Here is a 16,087-nt window from a genome sequence, read left to right as displayed (position 1 = left end):
TCGTCATGTCGTTCATGCGGATGCACCAGCCTTCTTGTCATTCTCTGCGCCAATATCATCCCACATGCGAATGACGCATGCGACAGTGGCGTCGCCTATTGCGTTGTTGCGGGTGGCGCTCCCCCAGTCTTCGCTGCGCTCAGACAGCCCCCTCCACCGAGGGGGCTAGGTTCCGGGTTGATGTTTTCGCACTGGTTTGTTGATGGTTCCACTGACAGACCCTCCGCCGAAGGAGGGGTTGAGGCCCTCGCTCCGGCTCCGTTGGCAGCGTCCTGCAATCAAGGACGGTGTCCCTCACCGCAGGTATCGGCCCGTGATGCTGTCCGGGTTCGCGGCTATGTCCTCCGGGGTGCCGGCGGCGATGATGCGGCCGCCGTTGACGCCGCCGCCAGGGCCCATGTCGATGATCCAGTCGGCGTTGGCGATTATGTCGAGGTCATGCTCAATGACCACGACCGTCGCGCCGCTGGACACCAGCCGGTCGAACACGCCCAACAGCACGCGCACGTCCAACGGGTGCAGGCCGATGGTCGGCTCGTCGAACACGAACACGGCGTCCGACTGGGCGCGGCCCATCTCGCTCGCCAGCTTCAGCCGCTGCGCCTCCCCGCCCGACAACGCCGGCGTCGGCTCCCCCAACGTCAGGTAACCCAATCCCAGGTCGTGCAGCGTCTCCAACCGCGCATGCACCTTGCGCATGTCGGCTGTCGCGTCCAACGCCTCGTCCACGCTCATCGCCATGAGCTGCGGCAGCGAGAACGCCCGCCCGGCCTTCGACTGTCGGCGAATGTCCGACGCGGCGGCCGCATAGCGTGAGCCGCGGCAGTCCGGGCAGTCGATGTCCACGTCCGGCAGGAACTGCACGTCAAGCGAGATCTGCCCCGTCCCGTCGCACGTCGGGCAGCGCAGCCGGCCAGTGTTGTACGAGAAATCCCCCGCCTTCCAGCCGGCTGCCTTCGCCGCGTCCGTACGTGCGAACGCGCGGCGCAGGTCGTCATGGATGTCCGCGTACGTGGCGACCGTGGAGCGCACATTCGCGCCGATCGGAGTAGCGTCGATCAGGTTCGCCCGCGCGATGCCGTCCGCCTCGATCGCATGCACGTGCGTGGGCAGCGGCTCACCGGCCGCCGCCGCACGCAACGCCGGAATCAGCGACTCCAGCACCATCGTCGTCTTGCCGGAACCCGACACGCCTGTCACCACGGTGAGCCGGCCGTGCGGCACGTCCACCGCCAACGGCCTGACCGTATGCAACGCGCCCGTCTCCATATGCAGGCGGCCGGCATCGAACATATGCGAACGTTCCACCACGCCGCGCACACGCCTCGGCGCATCCTCGGCAAGGAACGGCGCGATCCGGCTGCCATGCCCCACCGCGGCCTCCACGTCGGAGACCGTGCCCTGCGCGATCACCCGACCACCGCCCGCACCCGCCACCGGACCCATCTCGATGAGATGGTCGCACGCTTTGAGCACGCGCACGTCATGGTCGACCACGACCACCGAATTGCCGTCCGCCACCAGGTCACGCATCACGCCGAGCAGACCGTCCACATTCGACGGGTGCAGGCCGATCGACGGCTCGTCCAGCACATACAGCACGCCCGTCGTCCGGTTGCGCACCGCGCGCGCCAACTGGACGCGCTGGCGCTCGCCGGTCGACAAGGTCGCCCCCGCACGGTCGAGCGACAGGTAGCCAAGACCCAGCTCCAGCAGCCGTTTCGCCACGTCGAGGAACGACTCGCCGATGTTCGTCGCCATGCGGCGCATCTCAACGGACAGCGTCTCCGGCACGCCTCGCACCCACGCGACCGCATCGTCCAACGTCATCGCGCTCGCCTCGGCCAGGTCGATGCCCCGCACCCGCGGCGCACGCGCGGCCTCGCTCAGCCGCGTGCCGCCGCACGACTTGCACGGCCGCTCCTCAAGGAACCTCGCGACCCGCTTGAGCCCCTTCTCGTCCTTGGCCTTGGCGAGCGCGTTCTCCACCGTGTAGACGGCGTTGTAGTACGTGAAATCAAGTTCTGCAAAGTCGTCGCTCTTCTTCGACCGGTACAGGATGTGCTTCTTGACCGCCGGGCCATGGAAAACGATGTCGCGCTCCTTGTCGGTCAGCTCGCGGAACGGCACATCCGTGCGCACGCCCATCGCACGGCACACGTCCTTCATCAGGTCCCACATGAGCGAACCCCACGGCAGGACCGCGCCATCGTCGATGCTCTTCGACTCGTCCGGCACCAGCGACGCCATGTTCACCTCGCGCACCACGCCGGTGCCCGAGCAGGCGGGGCAGGCACCGGCCGAGTTGAAGGCGAGTGACTCGGCGCCCGGACCGTAGAACGTCTTGCCGCACGAGCCGCAGGTGATGGGCAGTTCGGCGGCCACATCCAGCGTCGGCTCGTGACGCGCCCCGCAGTGCGGGCACACGTGCGTGCCGCAACGCGAGAACAGCAGCCGCAGACTGTTGAGCAGCTCGCTCATCGTGCCGAACGTGGAACGGATGCCCGGCACCGCAGGACGCTGGTGCAATGCGAGCGCCGCGGGCACGTGGCGCACGTCGTCGACCTGCGCGCGGCCCGCTTGGGTGAGGCGGCGGCGCGTGTACGTGGACAATGCCTCTAGGTAGCGGCGCGAGCCTTCCGCGTAGAGCACGCCGAGCGCGAGCGAGCTTTTGCCCGAGCCGGATACGCCGGCCACGCCGACCATCTCGCCGAGCGGCACGTCGATGTCGATGTCCTTGAGATTGTGCACGCGCGCCCCGCGCACTTCGATTGCAGTCGGTCCCTTCACGGTCATGGGGCCCATTGTAGCCGCGTCGCATGTTCGCTATCCGATTGAACGTTGACTTCAAGCGCTTCAAGTCACCACAATCGTATACGGCGTTCTCGCCGCGGCCGCGCCGTTCGTTGCGTGCGCTGCGCGCGTGCGGCCTGTTGCGGCTGCGGCGGGACCGGGATGGCAGACAAGGATATCCGGACACGGAAAGAGGGGGTTGTTTCATGGGCGAATCCACAGTGGAGACGAAGGCGGGGCAGCGGCCGCGGACACTACGGTCGGATGCGGCGCGTGCGGATGCGGCGCGGACCGGCGTGACGCGATCCGGCGGTGCGCAGACGGTCGTGCAGCCTGCCGCCGGCGGTGCGCGCACCGTGCGCCAGCAGCGGCTCACCGGCGAGCGCGCCGAGTTCTTCGCGCACGACGTCACGTATGTGGACACGATCTTCGCGGACGGCGAGTCGCCGCTCAAGCATGCGCGCGGCGTGACGCTGCGTGGCGTGTCCTTCCAGTGGAAGTACCCGCTGTGGTATTGCAGCGGCGTGGACGTGCGCGACTCCACGTGGTTCGAGATGGCGCGTGCCGGCGTATGGTACACGGAGCACATGGTGGTCGAGGATTCGACGATCGAGGCGCCGAAGAACTTCCGCCGCTGCCGTGACCTCACGTTGCGCGGCGTGGACCTCACGCACGCCGAGGAGACGCTGTGGGCCTGCTCCGACGTGACGTTGCATGATGTCGTCGCGCGCGGCGACTACTTCGGCATGAACTGCGAGAACGTGACCGCGGAGAGACTGCGGCTTGTGGGCAACTATCCGTTCGACGGCGCGCATGACGTCATCGTGCGCGACTCGCGGCTCGTCTCCAAGGACGCGTTCTGGAACTGCGAGAACGTGACCGTCGAGCATTCGACCATCTCGGGCGAATACCTGGGCTGGAACTCGCGCAACCTCACGTTCATCGACTGCACGATCGAAAGCCTGCAGGGGCTGTGCTACGTGGACAACCTGGTGATGAAGGACTGCCGTCTGGTCAACACGACCCGCGCGTTCGAGTATTCGACCGTGGACGTGGACGCGCACGGCACGATCGACAGCGTGGTCAACCCGTCGGGAGGCCTGATCCGCGCCGACCGGATCGGCACGCTCGTCATGGAGCCCGAACGGGTGGACCCGTCGCGCACCACCATCATCACCGGCGACGACTCGCGGAAGGAGACTCGGGCATGACGGGGCAGGATATGACGGAACGTACGGGCGCATCCGCGTTCGACTTCGATACGCCGGTGGACCGCGCCGGCACGCACGCGCTCAAATGGGAGGAGGCCGGCGGCGCGCTGCCCATGTGGGTGGCCGACATGGACTTCACGACCGCGCCCGCGATCCGCGAGGCGCTGCAGCGACGGCTCGACAACGGCGTGTTCGGATACTCGACCATCCCCGGCGAATGGAACCGCGCCTACGCCGACTGGTGGAAGACGCGGCACGGGCTCGACATCGACCCCGAGTCGCTGATCTTCACCACCGGCGTCATCCCCGCCATCTCCAGCATGGTGCGCAAGCTCACCACGCCCGCGGAGAACGTGCTCATCATGACGCCCGTGTACAACATCTTCTTCAACTCGATCCTCAACAACGGCCGCAACGCGCTGCAATGCCCGCTCGTCTACCGGCGCGGCGCCGCCGACGACGGCATGCCGGCCGGCCGTTACGAAATCGACTGGGAGGACCTGGAGGCGAAGCTCGCCGACCCGCAGACCACGCTGATGATCCTGTGCAACCCGCACAATCCGACCGGCATGATCTGGGACCGCGGGACGCTCGCGCGCATCGGCGACCTGTGCTGGACGCACCACGTGACGGTCATCAGCGACGAGATTCACTGCGACCTGACCGACCCCGGCGTCGGCTACGTGCCGTTCGCCGCCGCCGGACCGCACTGCGCCGCCATCAGCGCCACCTGCCTCGCCCCCACGAAGGCGTTCAACATCGCCGGACTGCACACGGCGGCCGTCATGGTCCCCGACCCGACCCTGCGGCACAAGGTGTGGCGCGGGCTCAACACCGACGAAGTGGCCGAACCGAACGCGTTCGCCGTCGACGCCGCCATCGCAGCCTTCCGAGAGGGCGGCCCCTGGCTCGACGCGCTGCGTGATTACCTCGCCGTCAATAAGCGCGAGGCCGCGCGCATCATCGCCGAATACAACGGCACCGTCTCCGCCGATTGCCGGGTCGCGCTCGTCAGCGGCCCGGCCACCTACCTGCTGTGGCTCGACTGCGCCGCATTCGTCACCGCAGATGCGACGGACGCGGACGCGGCCGGTCCGCGACGCCGGTTCACCGACACGGACGGCCTGTGCGCTTGGCTCAAACGCGAGCATTACGTGATGTTCTCCCCCGGCCGCCAATATGGCGGCGACGGACGCGGCTTCCTGCGCATCAACGTCGCCTGCCCGCGCGCGCAGATGGTCGAGGGGCTGAACCGCCTCATCGCCGGGCTGCATGCCCTGTGACATCGGTTGATGGTGCGGTTTGCCCGTTTTCCGCGGCGAAAACGGGCAAAACGCACCATCAACCGTCTGGAACGGGCTTTCGGACGCTCCCACGCGGTGACACGGTGATGACACAACGCTAATTTGATTACATTTTCACACTTGATTACAGTTGGTAGATGTACGTGCAAGGCTGTGACCACACAGGGGAACATGATTGCGCCGAACCTGATGCCGGGTTGGTCGCGTGGTCGTATGACGATGAGGCCGACGGACATCATGCCGCCCTTCCACAGCTGCGAGAAGCCGAGACGAAGGAAGCACCATGTCAGATTCCACCACACAACCGGCGCAGCCCGACAAGCCCACCGCCGACCGCATCTATGCGACAGAACCTCGGCAGGTGATTCAGGCCGTGCGCGACCTGTTCGCCGTCAACGCGACGTTCACCCTGGACTCGGTGGACGAGCCTGCCGGCACCGTCGCCTTCCATGACTACGATGACGCGACCTTCGTGCTGCGACTGACGTCGACGCCGAACGGGACCGAGGCCCGGCTTGACGGCACGGGCGACGACAGCGGCAAACGCCGTGACGAATTCTACGCCGGCCTCGACGCCCAGGTGTCCGCCATGCCGGCCGCACCAGTGCAAGCAGACCGATCGGGGTCCGCGTCACCGATGAACCCGGCGGCAGGCTCCCCCGCGCAGGCTTCCGTCGTCACGCCCGCCGGCCCCACGACCAAGGACAAGAAGACGTCGAAGCTCGCCGTGCTGGCCGTCATCGTCGACGCGCTGTTCCTGCTGCTCATCCTCATCAGCATGAAGGTCGGCATCGGCAGCTGGGGACTGCTCGTGTTCCTCACGCTCCTGCCCGCGCTGCTCGCCGGATTCGCCGTATACGTCACACGCAAGGACGGCAAAGCGCAGGGACGCATCCTAGCTTGGGTGGCGGTCGGCATCACCGCCGCAGGCTTTATTCTCGGCGGCGTGTCCGTCATCCAAGGCGACCTCAAAGACAAGGCCGCCGAACGTGAACTCCAGGAATCGCTCAAGGTCACCTGCAAGGAGTACACGTGGCCGACCTCCGACCTCGTCGCCCGCCTGCCTCATCCGAAATCCGCCACCGGCGAGATTAATCATGAGAGCGCCGACTCGTTCTCCATCTCCGTGTGCGACACCGACGCGTCGCAGTACGACGCCTACGTTTCGGCGGTGCAGGCCAAGGGCTTCACCGTCGACTACAGCAAGAGCGACACGATGTTCTCCGGCAAGGACAAGGACGGCTACAGCGTGCAAGTCTCCGTGAACGACGACAACACGGACGTCATGGACATCTCCATCAGCAAGCCCGACGACTCACAGGCCGACGATCCGCAGACCGATGATTCCCAGACCAATGATTCCCAGACCGACGGCACGGGCGCGTCCAGCGCCACGGAAGGCAAGTCGTCGGACGGCCAATCGTCCGGCACGCAGTCCGGCAACGGCAACGCCAGCGGACAGAACATCCAGTCCGGCAACCAATCCGGCACCACGACTGACGGCGACTTCAAGGCTGCCGTCGACAGCTACGAGAAGTTCATGAACGAGTACGTGGACTTCATGAACAAGTACGCGTCCGAAGGGCATCCCGCCAGCATGCTGGTCGACTACACCAAGTGGATGTCGCAATACGACGACATGGCCAAGAAGTTCGACGCGCTCGACGACGACCGTCAGCTCACCGCCGAGGAACAGCAGTACTACATCGACGCGCAGACCCGCATCAACCAGAAGCTCGCCACCATGGCGCAATGAGCCGCCTGCCGTGACGGGACCGGTCCGCGTATGGAAAGGAGACCATGACATGGGATTGTTCAACTCCGACAGCGGGGACGGCAAGCCGTTCTCGCACGCCATCCCCGGCACCGAACAGCTGGCGACCACGCTCAAGGACACTGTCGGCGCGTTCGCCAGCGGACTTGGCGTGAAACCGGCGCAATCGACCTGCGTGTGCGAAGGCTGCGGGGCGCCGCTGTCCGGCGCACGCCACGAGACCGTGCAATGCCCCTACTGCGACCGACGCACGCAGCTGCCGTAACAGGGACCATACAGACGGCACGACAGCGGCGACGGCCACCGGTCGACTGCATGACGGACAATCGGCCGGCGGCGGCAAGCCGCGTATGACGAAGAAAGACGAACATGGCAATCATCAGAGCATTCTCCGGCGCCATCGGCGGCACCTTCGCCGACCTGTGGAAAGACATCATCACCGCAGACACGTTCGACGAACATACGGTCGTCGCGCCCGGCGTGCCCCGTCGGTCGAACAACGGACGCGGCTCCAACGACAGCGGTTCGGACGGCGTGATCAGCAACGGCTCGCGCATCTACGTGCCGGAGAACACCGCCGCCTTCATCTTCAGCCAGTCCGGCATCGAGAACGTGATCACCGAACCAGGCGGATACGAATACCGTGACGGAGAGAACAGCGTGCTCGCCGGCGACGGCATCGGCTCGCTCTTCACCACGGTCGCCGACCGGTTCAAGTTCGGCGGGCAACCCGGCGTCACCAAGTACGTGGCGTTCATCAACCTACGCGAAATCCGCGGCGTCAAATTCGGCACGCCGGCACCCCTCGTCTACCATGACCGGTTCTACGACACCGACCTGGAGATTCGCGCGCGCGGTGCACTCTCGCTCAAAGTCGTCGACGCCGTACGCTTCGTACGCAACTTCGTGCCGGCGAACGCGACATCGTACTCGTTCGACGACCCCGGGGCGCGACGGCAGATCCTCTCCGAGTTCATCCAGTCGTTCAGCGTCGCCGTCAACTCGCTGTCCGAACAGTACCGGATATCCCAACTGCCGGGACAGTCGAACACAATCGCCGCCACCGTACGCGAGGACCCGGCCAACGCCGGCACATGGCGCTCGCGGTTCGGCTTCGAAGTGACCAACGTAGGCATCGAAAGCATCGAGTTCACGGACGAATCACGTGAGCTGGTGAACAAGTATTCCTCGAAGCGCATGGATGTGACCGCCTATGAAGGCGTGTCCGCCGCAGCCGGGAACATGGCGGCGCAGCAGCGCATCGCGGCGGGGATCGGCGAACACGGATTCGGCGAAGGCGGCATGCTGCTCGGCATGGCCATGGCCCAGTCCATCAACCCGATGAACGCCGCTCCCCTGGTGCAGGATGTTGCACCGGCCGTGCAGCCGGCGGCGACCACCGCAACGCCGTCTCCGGCCGCATCCACCATGACGCTCGACGAGCAGATGGCCGCGTTGAAAAAGCTCAAGGAGCTGCTCGACGCCGGCATCCTCACCGCCGAGGAGTTCGACGCGAAGAAACGGCAGATACTCGGACTGTAATCAGCCGCCGCAGACCATCCGTGGAGGTGGGGCTGGTCACCTATCACCGTGGATCCGCCGGACGATAGCACCCTTGCGCGCTCCGTGGAGGAGCTGTCCCACGCGACGCCAGCACATAAGACGCCCAGCCTTGGCCCCCTCGGTGGAGGTGGCTGTCACCTAGCGCTGTGGATGCGCCGGACAATGGTGCCCTTGGCCCCCTCGGTGGAGGTGGCTGTCAGCGAAGCTGACGGGGGAGCGTCACGGCCGCATCCGGCCGGCCAACGTCAGAACCGGATCAGCGACTTGATGACCTTACGCTGGTCCATCGCCTCATAAGCCTCCTGAATGTGGTCGAGGTCGTACACGCCCGTGAACACGCGGCCGGGATCGATCTCATGGTTCACCACCGCGTCCAGCAGACCGGCCTTGAGGTCATAGTGGCGCACCGGCGCGGGGCCGCCCTTGATGCCGATGTTGCCATAGAACGTGCCTTCGGCGCTGATCTCCACATCATGCGGCAGGCCGACACGGCCGATGACGCCGCCACGACGGATCAGACCCAACGCCGTGTCGAACGACTGCCTCGACCCGACGCATTCGAGCACCGCGTCCGCGCCATAGCCGCCGGTCATCCCCAGCACACGGTCGATCGCCGCCTGATCGCGTTCGGGCACGATGTCGGTCGCGCCGAACTCGCGGGCCACAGCCGCACGGTCCTCATGACGGCTCATCGCGATGATGCGGCTCGCACCCAGCATCTTCGCCGACAGCACGCCGCACAGGCCGACCGCGCCGTCACCCATCACCACCGCCGTATAGCCGGGCCTCACCTCGGCGGAGACAGCCGCATGGTAGCCGGTGCTCATCACGTCGGCGATGGTCAGCAGCGAGGCGAGCGTCTCGTCATCATAATCCTCCGGGCTTCCCGGCACCTTCACGCACGTGCCGTCCGCCTCCGGCACACGCACATACTCGGCCTGGCTGGCGCCGAAATAGCCGCCGTGCGGGCACACGGACTCGAAGCCGGCCTCGCACACCGGGCACTTGCCACAGCTGTACGGGAACGGCAGCACCACGAAATCGCCGGGCTGCACGGACGTGACCTCATCGCCCACCTGCTCGACCACGCCGATCGACTCATGGCCAATCTGGCTGTTTTGCGGATGCGGCGAAACCCCACGGAAATACCACAGGTCGGAGCCGCACACGCAGGCGCGCACCACACGCACCAGCGCGTCACCGGGCTGCTCGACCCGCGCCTTCGGCACCTCGCGCACGGTCATCTCGCCGGGTTTGACGAAGATTGCGGCCTTCATCGTCTCAGTCATGTCAACTCCATTCCATCAGACGCCGCCAGGTTCCCGCCGCAGCCGGCACTCCGGCCGGGCGGGCCCCGACGGTACGGATTCCAACGATGTCAACGCTACGAGCCTGAAGCGCTTGAAGTGCAAATCGCGACACGCCGGGAAGCCTGTTGAAAAGCCCGCCGAAAGACCCGTCCTCCGCGGTTCATGGTGCGTTCCGCCCGGTTTCAGGGGTGCGAACCGGGCAAAACGCACCACGAACCGCGGGCGGCTAGCGCAGTCCGCGCAGCAGCCGCGCGGTGAACGGCAGCGTCACAGCGAACGACAGCACATCCGACACGGACTGCGCCATCTCCACGCCCAGCACGCCCAGAACATGCGGCAGGATCAGCACCACGGGCGCCAGGAACAGGCCCATGCGGCACACGGCGAGGAACGAGGCGATGACCGTCTTGCCCATGGTCTGGCTGAGCATGTTGCCCATCATGTTCACGCCGTTGAGCATGACCGTGCAGCATTGGATGTGCAACGCGGCCACGCCGACCGACACCACCGCCGGGTCGGAGCGGAACACCTCCACCAGCTGCGGGGCGGACAGCCAGATCGCAGCTCCCAGGCACAGCAGCACGCAGGTGGAGAGGGTCATGCAGAACCAGTACGCCTCCTTGACGCGCCGGTACAGGCCGGCCCCGTAATTGTAGCCGCACACCGGCTGGAACCCTTGGCCCAAGCCGATGATTACCGAGTTCGCCGCCAGCATGATGCGCATGACGATCGCCATGCCGGCGATCGCCGCGTCGCCGAACGGGTTTGCCGCGATGTTCACGCACGTCGTCGCGATCGAACCGGCACCCTGCCGAAGCAGCGACGGCAGCCCTCCCCCGCACACCTCGCGCATGAGCAACGTGTCCGGACGGCAGTTGCGCAGCGACAGCTTCATCACGCCGAACCGGCGGCTCATGAACGTCAGGATCAGGAAGCTGACCGTCTGGCAGATGCCGGTTGCCAGCCCAGCGCCGAAAATGCCCATGTGCAGCACGAAAATGAACAACGGCGCCAGCAGGAAGTTCAGCAGCGCGCCGGTCACCAGGCCGATCATGCCGTACGCGGACTGGCCTTGGTAACGCAGCAGGCCGTTGAGCGCGAACGAGCCGCACACGCAGGGCGCGGCGATGAGGATCGGCGTGAGATACACGATGGCGTACGGCGCGATGGTCGGCGTCGACCCGAGCATCACCACCAGCGGATGCAGGGTCGCCAAGCCGATGACGGCGAGCGTCAGACCGCACAGGAACGCACCGGCGAAACCGACGGCCAGAAGCCGCGCGGCACGCTCGTTGTTGCGTTTGCCGAGTTCGCGGCTCATCGAATTGCCGGCACCCTGGCCGAAGAAGAAGCCAATGGCCTGCATGACCGTCATGATGGAGAACGCGATGCCGATCGCGCCCGACTGCGAGGTGCCCAGCTGTCCGATGAAAAACGTATCGGTCAGGTTGTACGCGGTCGTCACCAGATTCGACACGACCGCCGGCACGCAAAGCCGCAGGATAAGCGGCTTCACGGGCCTCTCCGTCATCTCGTGATACTTCGCGTCCGCCGACGCGCGTCTGATTGCATGCACCTGAACCACGTACCGTCACTGTACACGCGTCGGCGGCTGCGCGTGGCGTCACCGTCCGGCTGTCGGGACGCTGCGACCATCTGCCGCACTGGTTTCGTGTGCTGCTCGGACGGTCAGCAGTACGGATAGTACTTGCCGTGATCCATCTTACGTGAGATGTCACGCAGATCCTTGGAGTATGCACGGTCGACCGTGTTGCCGTGCGAGAGTCGGTTCGCCTTGTCGTCCAGATGATGCTGAACGCCGAAGATGGCACACAACGCCGTAACGATGATGAGCCCTATGGTCATGACGATGCCGAGCATATGCGCTCCTTCCGCCTTTGACTTCGGTATAGGCCCGGGCGCGGACCGGCTGTACGGTCCGGAACAGACAACGCCTGTGGTTGCGATGCCACGGGCACTGTTCCATCTAGTCGTCGCCCTTGTGCTTGCGGGGCCGGCCGCCGCCGACGCCGCGACTGGGACGGCTCGCGTTCCATTCATCGATGGTCTCCGGCAGCCAGCCGCGGGCGCGGCCGACGGTCACGTCGGGTTCGGGGAGCTTGTATTGGGCGAGCGCGCCTTTGGTGATGCCGAGTTTTTTGGCGACCTCCGTCAGGCTCAGGTAGTGTATGGTCATTGCGTGTTCCCCGCCATGTATCCGAGGGGCCCGGCGCACAGTCCGAAGACGCCTGCTACGATTGGCTCGTCGAAAATCGCAGCGCTCAGTGATATCGCGCCGAACAATACTGCGAATTGTCCTAATATCTTGCTGTTCATGGTAGTCATAGTGTAGTTCGGGGAGAGACGTCGCAGACTCTGGACAGTGAGGTTGCTCGGGGCCTGCGCGCCACATCACCGCCGCTTGCCGCGTCTGTGGAACCGGATGCGCTTGCGGGGCTTTTGCGGTCGAGACGTCTTGCCGCCACGCAGATTGATGACCAGCGGCACGATGGGCAAGCGCTGTGCCATCTCCCATAAGCAGCTGGCCTGCAGCCTGCATCATCTCTATTTCCTTGGCTTACATAAGTGTCATAACAAAATAATGATAGGTATGCAAGCCGTGCCACCGAGACACACCAACAAAACAAGGAGCCGCAATGCCGGTGAGCCGATGCTGCTGGCCGCGCTGCCCCGGCTCCTGCCGTCCGGCACACGGTATTGAGAGTTGTGATATGGCGACCCAGTCCCGACCATCGGAACCTACTCAACAGGGTAATGGGGGAACGAGAAAGCCCGCGCCGCACGAGTCCGGCGGCGAGACGTTCAGCTGCGACGGAAGCAGCGTGTGCACGTTCCGTTCGGGAGCGTTCATGGCCGTGAGCTGACTGTCACCGTCAACGACAAGTACGGCAACCTCACCGCGTTCAACATATGGATGCCCGGCCGCAACTACGCGTGCCGGAAATCCGGCGGCAGGTGGGAGGCCGAACGGCAGGACAACCGGCTCGGCCGCACCGCCGTGGTGCCCATCGTCTACGACCGGCAGATGGACCGGCCCTTCGGCCGCAGCCGCATCAACCGCGCGCTCATGAACCTGACCGACATGGCCATGCGCACCATGGTGCGCATGGAGGCGTCCGCCGAGTTCTACTCGGTGCCCAAGATCTGGTTCCTCGGCCTGAACCGCGAAAGCTTCAGCGCGGACACGTGGACCGCGCTCGTGTCCAACATCAACGCCGTGTCCCGCGACGCGAACGGCGACATCCCCACGCTCCAACAGGTCAGCCAGGCGTCGATGCAGCCCCACGGCGACATGCTCGAGACCATCGCCATGCTCGCCGCCGCCGAGACCGACATCCCCGCCGAACAGTTGGGCATACGGTTGAGCAACCCGACCAGCGCCGAGGCGTTGGCCGCCAGCGAGAACCAATTGACCCGCACCGCGAACCGGCAGAACCGCGCCTTCGGCCGGCAGCTCATGAACGCCCTGGGCATGGCCGTGCAGTTGCGCGACAACACCGCCGAGCCGCCCGACCTGACCGGCATACGCCCCCTGTGGGCGCCCACCCGCGAGGTGAGCGACGCGGCCCGCGCCGACTACTACGCGAAGGTCGCCGGCGTCAACAGCGCGTGGGGCGACAGCGACGTGGGCCTCGCCAAGCTCGGCCTGACCGCCGAGGAGCTCGCCTCGTTCCGCGCATACCAGCAGCGAGTGCGCGCACAGGAGCACATAGACCAGATCCGGGAGCAGGTAGCCGCGAACAGACAGGGAGGTTCCGATGGCCAGTCCGAACCTTCCTCCGATATCGGACGACAAGCGCCGGCAGCTGGAAGCGACGCTGGAACAACTGACCAAGAGGTACCAGAGCGGGCTCGAGACGCTGGCCGATGAGGCTGCTGCAGCCATCGAGGCCGAACATGGCCGCTCTGACGCCGACCTGACCGGCATCATGCGCGACTACGCGCGCGATGCGTCCCAGCGGGCGAACGACTACTACAACGACGTGCGCCACGCTTACGAGCAGGCGTACGGCGTCACAATGGAGGACTTCGACGCCGGCGGCATATACGATCCCGACCGCACGCTCTACCGCATGGCCGGCGGCTTCAACGACACGGACTACAACGGCCTGACCTACGAGCAGACCATCAACCGGCGAAGCCGCGCTGGAGTGACCATAGACGACCTGTGGCCGAGTCTGACGAACGTGGACGACGCGATGCAGTGGGCGGCAGACATGGTGCGCGCCTCCGCCCGCTACACCATGCAGGACAACATCGCCAAGGACCCCACCGGACCGCGCTGGGCGCGCGTCACAGGAGGCATCAGGCCTTGTGCGTTCTGCGTCATGCTCGCAGGACGCGGTTTCGTCTACCACAGCAAGGACACCGCCAAGTTCGGCGGCAGCTTCCACGACGGTCACTGTCATTGCACCGCAATCCCCGGATGGAAGAACGATGTCCTCACCACTTCGCAACGCGAAGCCAAGACCATGTACGAGGCCGGCAAGGCCGCGGCCGGCAAGGCCGCGCCACGCAACGCTGACCTCGCCGCCATGCGCCGCATCTACGCTGACAGACTCAGCGACGGCGTGACGCCGACCCCGAACATCCGCTGGAGCCACAACGCCATCAAACCAACAGATGACGAGCTCTCTCGCCTGTCCGATTTCACCGTGCGTATGCCGTGGGACAAATACACTCCCGAACAGAAGCGGAAGGCGCTGCGCGGATGGACCGACGGCACGTTCAAGCAAATCAACATGGCGCTGTACGGGCAATCCCCGATGGACGACATCACCCGGGAACTCATCGACATGATAGATGAGGCCATGAGCGACCATTGGACGCAGAAACAGTTCACCGTCGACCGCCTTATGCCGCTGAGTACATTTGGGTTGTCTTCCGTCGAAGACGTCTTTGGCCTCGTGCCCGGAAAGTTCTACGACCATCCCGGATACATGGCCACATCATTGCTTGATGGTGGCGTGCTCGCCGACAAGAGCCTTGACCGAATCGCCGTCAGAATCCTTGTCCCGTCAGGATTCAACGCCGTCTATCTCCAACCAATCAGCAAGTCCAAGAAGCGTCAGGAGGAAGTTCTGATCGCAAGAAACAGCCGTCTCCGGGTAGAAAGCGTCGCGAATACCGGCAACGGCGTCATGGTGTTCGTTCGACTGGTAGACTGGACATTATGAGCGACAATCCTTTCGACGATGAGGAATACGACCGCTTCGTATTCCACCCCGGTGACCTGATCGAGGTGACTGACCCCGAGGAGATCGCTTCTGTATGCAAGAAAACCGGCCTTTATCCCTATCCGGAAGTCAAACAGGCTTGGGTCTCAGCAGAAGCCAAGAAGCGTTTCCGTGCCGGATTGCTGTTCTCAACGGATGACTTGGCCGATGAATATGACCGGCTGAAGGCTTCCGGCAGGCTCTGACCTGACGCCATAACCATTTTTCATGTTTATGACCACCCGCACGGGTGGTTTTTTTATGCCCGGAACGGGCCCATCAACCAATTCAAGGAGGACCATCATGCATGGATTCAACCTGCCGTGGCATTGCTTGCCGAAGCGCCTGCGTCTCGTGGACTCGGGCGCGGAGGGCGGCTCGGACGCATCCGGGACCGGCGACGACGGCGAGGACACGGCTGACGCCGTGGACTGGCAGGCCAAGTACCAGGACGCGATCCGCCACTCGCGCGAGTGGGAGAAACGCGCCAAGGACAACAAGACCGCGGCCGACGAGCTGGAAAAGCTCAAGGAGTCGCAGATGAGCGAAGCGCAGAAGGCCGAGGCGCGCACAGCGAAGCTCCAGAAGGAGCTCGACGCGCTCAAGGCCGAGAAGCAGACTGCCGAATGGCGTGCGCAGGTCGCCGAGGAGAATGGCCTGCCCGCGTCGCTGATCGTGGGCGACAGCCTCGAGGCGATGCAGGCGCACGCGAAGGCCGTCAACGAGTACGTGGAATCCAGGCTCCCGAAGACCGGCATCCCCGCGCAGACGAACGGGACCGTCCAGCCGGAGAACCCGCGCTCCACGCTCGCCGACGATTTCCGCCACGCGTTCGGCCTCATCAACTTCTGAAAAACCCTCCGAGCACCATCACATCAGCAACCCCATAGCTCGA

14 protein-coding genes are annotated in these 16,087 nt (G+C 65.1%); 9 read left to right on the top strand and 5 right to left on the bottom strand.

Translation table 11 applies throughout. From position 1 onward, the window contains the following. Window positions 1-294: 294 nt before the first annotated feature. Entirely contained in the window at window positions 295-2,796 is a 2,502-nt protein-coding gene (locus F7D09_RS04055; protein ID WP_193312314.1) for an excinuclease ABC subunit UvrA, read from the bottom strand. 203 nt (window positions 2,797-2,999) lie between these two features. Between F7D09_RS04055 and F7D09_RS04050 the strand changes: the two genes are divergently transcribed. The 5 genes from F7D09_RS04050 (at window position 3,000) to F7D09_RS04030 (ending at window position 8,624) form a co-directional block, all read left to right on the top strand. Continuing rightward, entirely contained in the window at window positions 3,000-4,004 is a 1,005-nt protein-coding gene (locus F7D09_RS04050) for a DUF3737 family protein (protein WP_152234138.1), read from the top strand. Then, window positions 4,001-5,287 (top strand): MalY/PatB family protein, encoded by a 1,287-nt coding sequence (locus F7D09_RS04045; protein WP_226835936.1) that lies wholly within the window; start codon window positions 4,001-4,003, stop codon window positions 5,285-5,287. Before F7D09_RS04050 ends, F7D09_RS04045 begins: the two co-directional genes overlap by 4 nt. 304 nt (window positions 5,288-5,591) lie before the next feature. Next, window positions 5,592-7,064, top strand: a complete 1,473-nt coding sequence (locus F7D09_RS04040; protein WP_152234137.1) for a DUF6591 domain-containing protein — start codon at window positions 5,592-5,594, stop codon at window positions 7,062-7,064. A 49-nt stretch (window positions 7,065-7,113) separates the two neighbouring features. Beyond that, window positions 7,114-7,347 carry a hypothetical protein gene (locus F7D09_RS04035; protein WP_152234136.1) on the top strand — a complete coding sequence of 78 codons (234 nt, stop codon included), beginning with the start codon at window positions 7,114-7,116 and terminating at the stop codon, window positions 7,345-7,347. Window positions 7,348-7,451: 104 nt separating this feature from the next. Beyond that, window positions 7,452-8,624 (top strand): SPFH domain-containing protein, encoded by a 1,173-nt coding sequence (locus F7D09_RS04030; RefSeq protein ID WP_152234135.1) that lies wholly within the window; start codon window positions 7,452-7,454, stop codon window positions 8,622-8,624. A gap of 266 nt (window positions 8,625-8,890) precedes the next feature. On the opposite strand, the gene F7D09_RS04025 is transcribed toward F7D09_RS04030, so the two are convergent. The 4 genes from F7D09_RS04025 to F7D09_RS04010 form a co-directional block, all read right to left on the bottom strand. Next, entirely contained in the window at window positions 8,891-9,934 is a 1,044-nt protein-coding gene (locus F7D09_RS04025) for a zinc-dependent alcohol dehydrogenase family protein (protein WP_152234134.1), read from the bottom strand. Window positions 9,935-10,181: 247 nt separating this feature from the next. Next, window positions 10,182-11,540 carry an MATE family efflux transporter gene (locus F7D09_RS04020; protein WP_152234133.1) on the bottom strand — a complete coding sequence of 453 codons (1,359 nt, stop codon included), beginning with the start codon at window positions 11,538-11,540 and terminating at the stop codon, window positions 10,182-10,184. A 104-nt stretch (window positions 11,541-11,644) separates the two neighbouring features. Further along, window positions 11,645-11,836: a hypothetical protein gene (locus F7D09_RS04015; protein WP_152234132.1), complete on the bottom strand. Its 192-nt coding sequence runs from the start codon at window positions 11,834-11,836 to the stop codon at window positions 11,645-11,647. Window positions 11,837-11,942: 106 nt separating this feature from the next. Then, window positions 11,943-12,152, bottom strand: coding sequence for a helix-turn-helix transcriptional regulator (locus F7D09_RS04010; protein WP_152234131.1), 210 nt, complete (start codon window positions 12,150-12,152; stop codon window positions 11,943-11,945). Window positions 12,153-12,800: 648 nt separating this feature from the next. Between F7D09_RS04010 and F7D09_RS04005 the strand changes: the two genes are divergently transcribed. The 4 genes from F7D09_RS04005 to F7D09_RS03990 all read left to right on the top strand — a co-directional run bounded on the left by F7D09_RS04005 (window position 12,801) and on the right by F7D09_RS03990 (window position 16,044). After that, the gene (locus F7D09_RS04005) at window positions 12,801-13,847 is read left to right on the top strand and encodes a phage portal protein (RefSeq protein ID WP_226835934.1); all 1,047 of its coding nucleotides are present in this window, start codon (window positions 12,801-12,803) and stop codon (window positions 13,845-13,847) included. Beyond that, window positions 13,735-15,153, top strand: coding sequence for a VG15 protein (locus F7D09_RS04000; RefSeq protein ID WP_152234130.1), 1,419 nt, complete (start codon window positions 13,735-13,737; stop codon window positions 15,151-15,153). Before F7D09_RS04005 ends, F7D09_RS04000 begins: the two co-directional genes overlap by 113 nt. Next, the gene (locus tag F7D09_RS03995; protein WP_152234129.1) at window positions 15,150-15,398 is read left to right on the top strand and encodes a hypothetical protein; all 249 of its coding nucleotides are present in this window, start codon (window positions 15,150-15,152) and stop codon (window positions 15,396-15,398) included. The genes F7D09_RS04000 and F7D09_RS03995 overlap by 4 nt, the downstream gene beginning before the upstream one ends. Before the next feature lie 97 nt (window positions 15,399-15,495). After that, complete coding sequence (locus F7D09_RS03990) at window positions 15,496-16,044, top strand: hypothetical protein (RefSeq protein ID WP_152234128.1); 549 nt, start codon at window positions 15,496-15,498, stop codon at window positions 16,042-16,044. Window positions 16,045-16,087: the final 43 nt, after the last annotated feature.

The organism is Bifidobacterium leontopitheci (assembly GCF_009193355.1).
Lineage (GTDB): Bacteria > Actinomycetota > Actinomycetes > Actinomycetales > Bifidobacteriaceae > Bifidobacterium > Bifidobacterium leontopitheci.
Note: the sequence above shows the minus strand (reverse complement) of the source record. Positions and strands in the feature narration are given on the sequence as shown.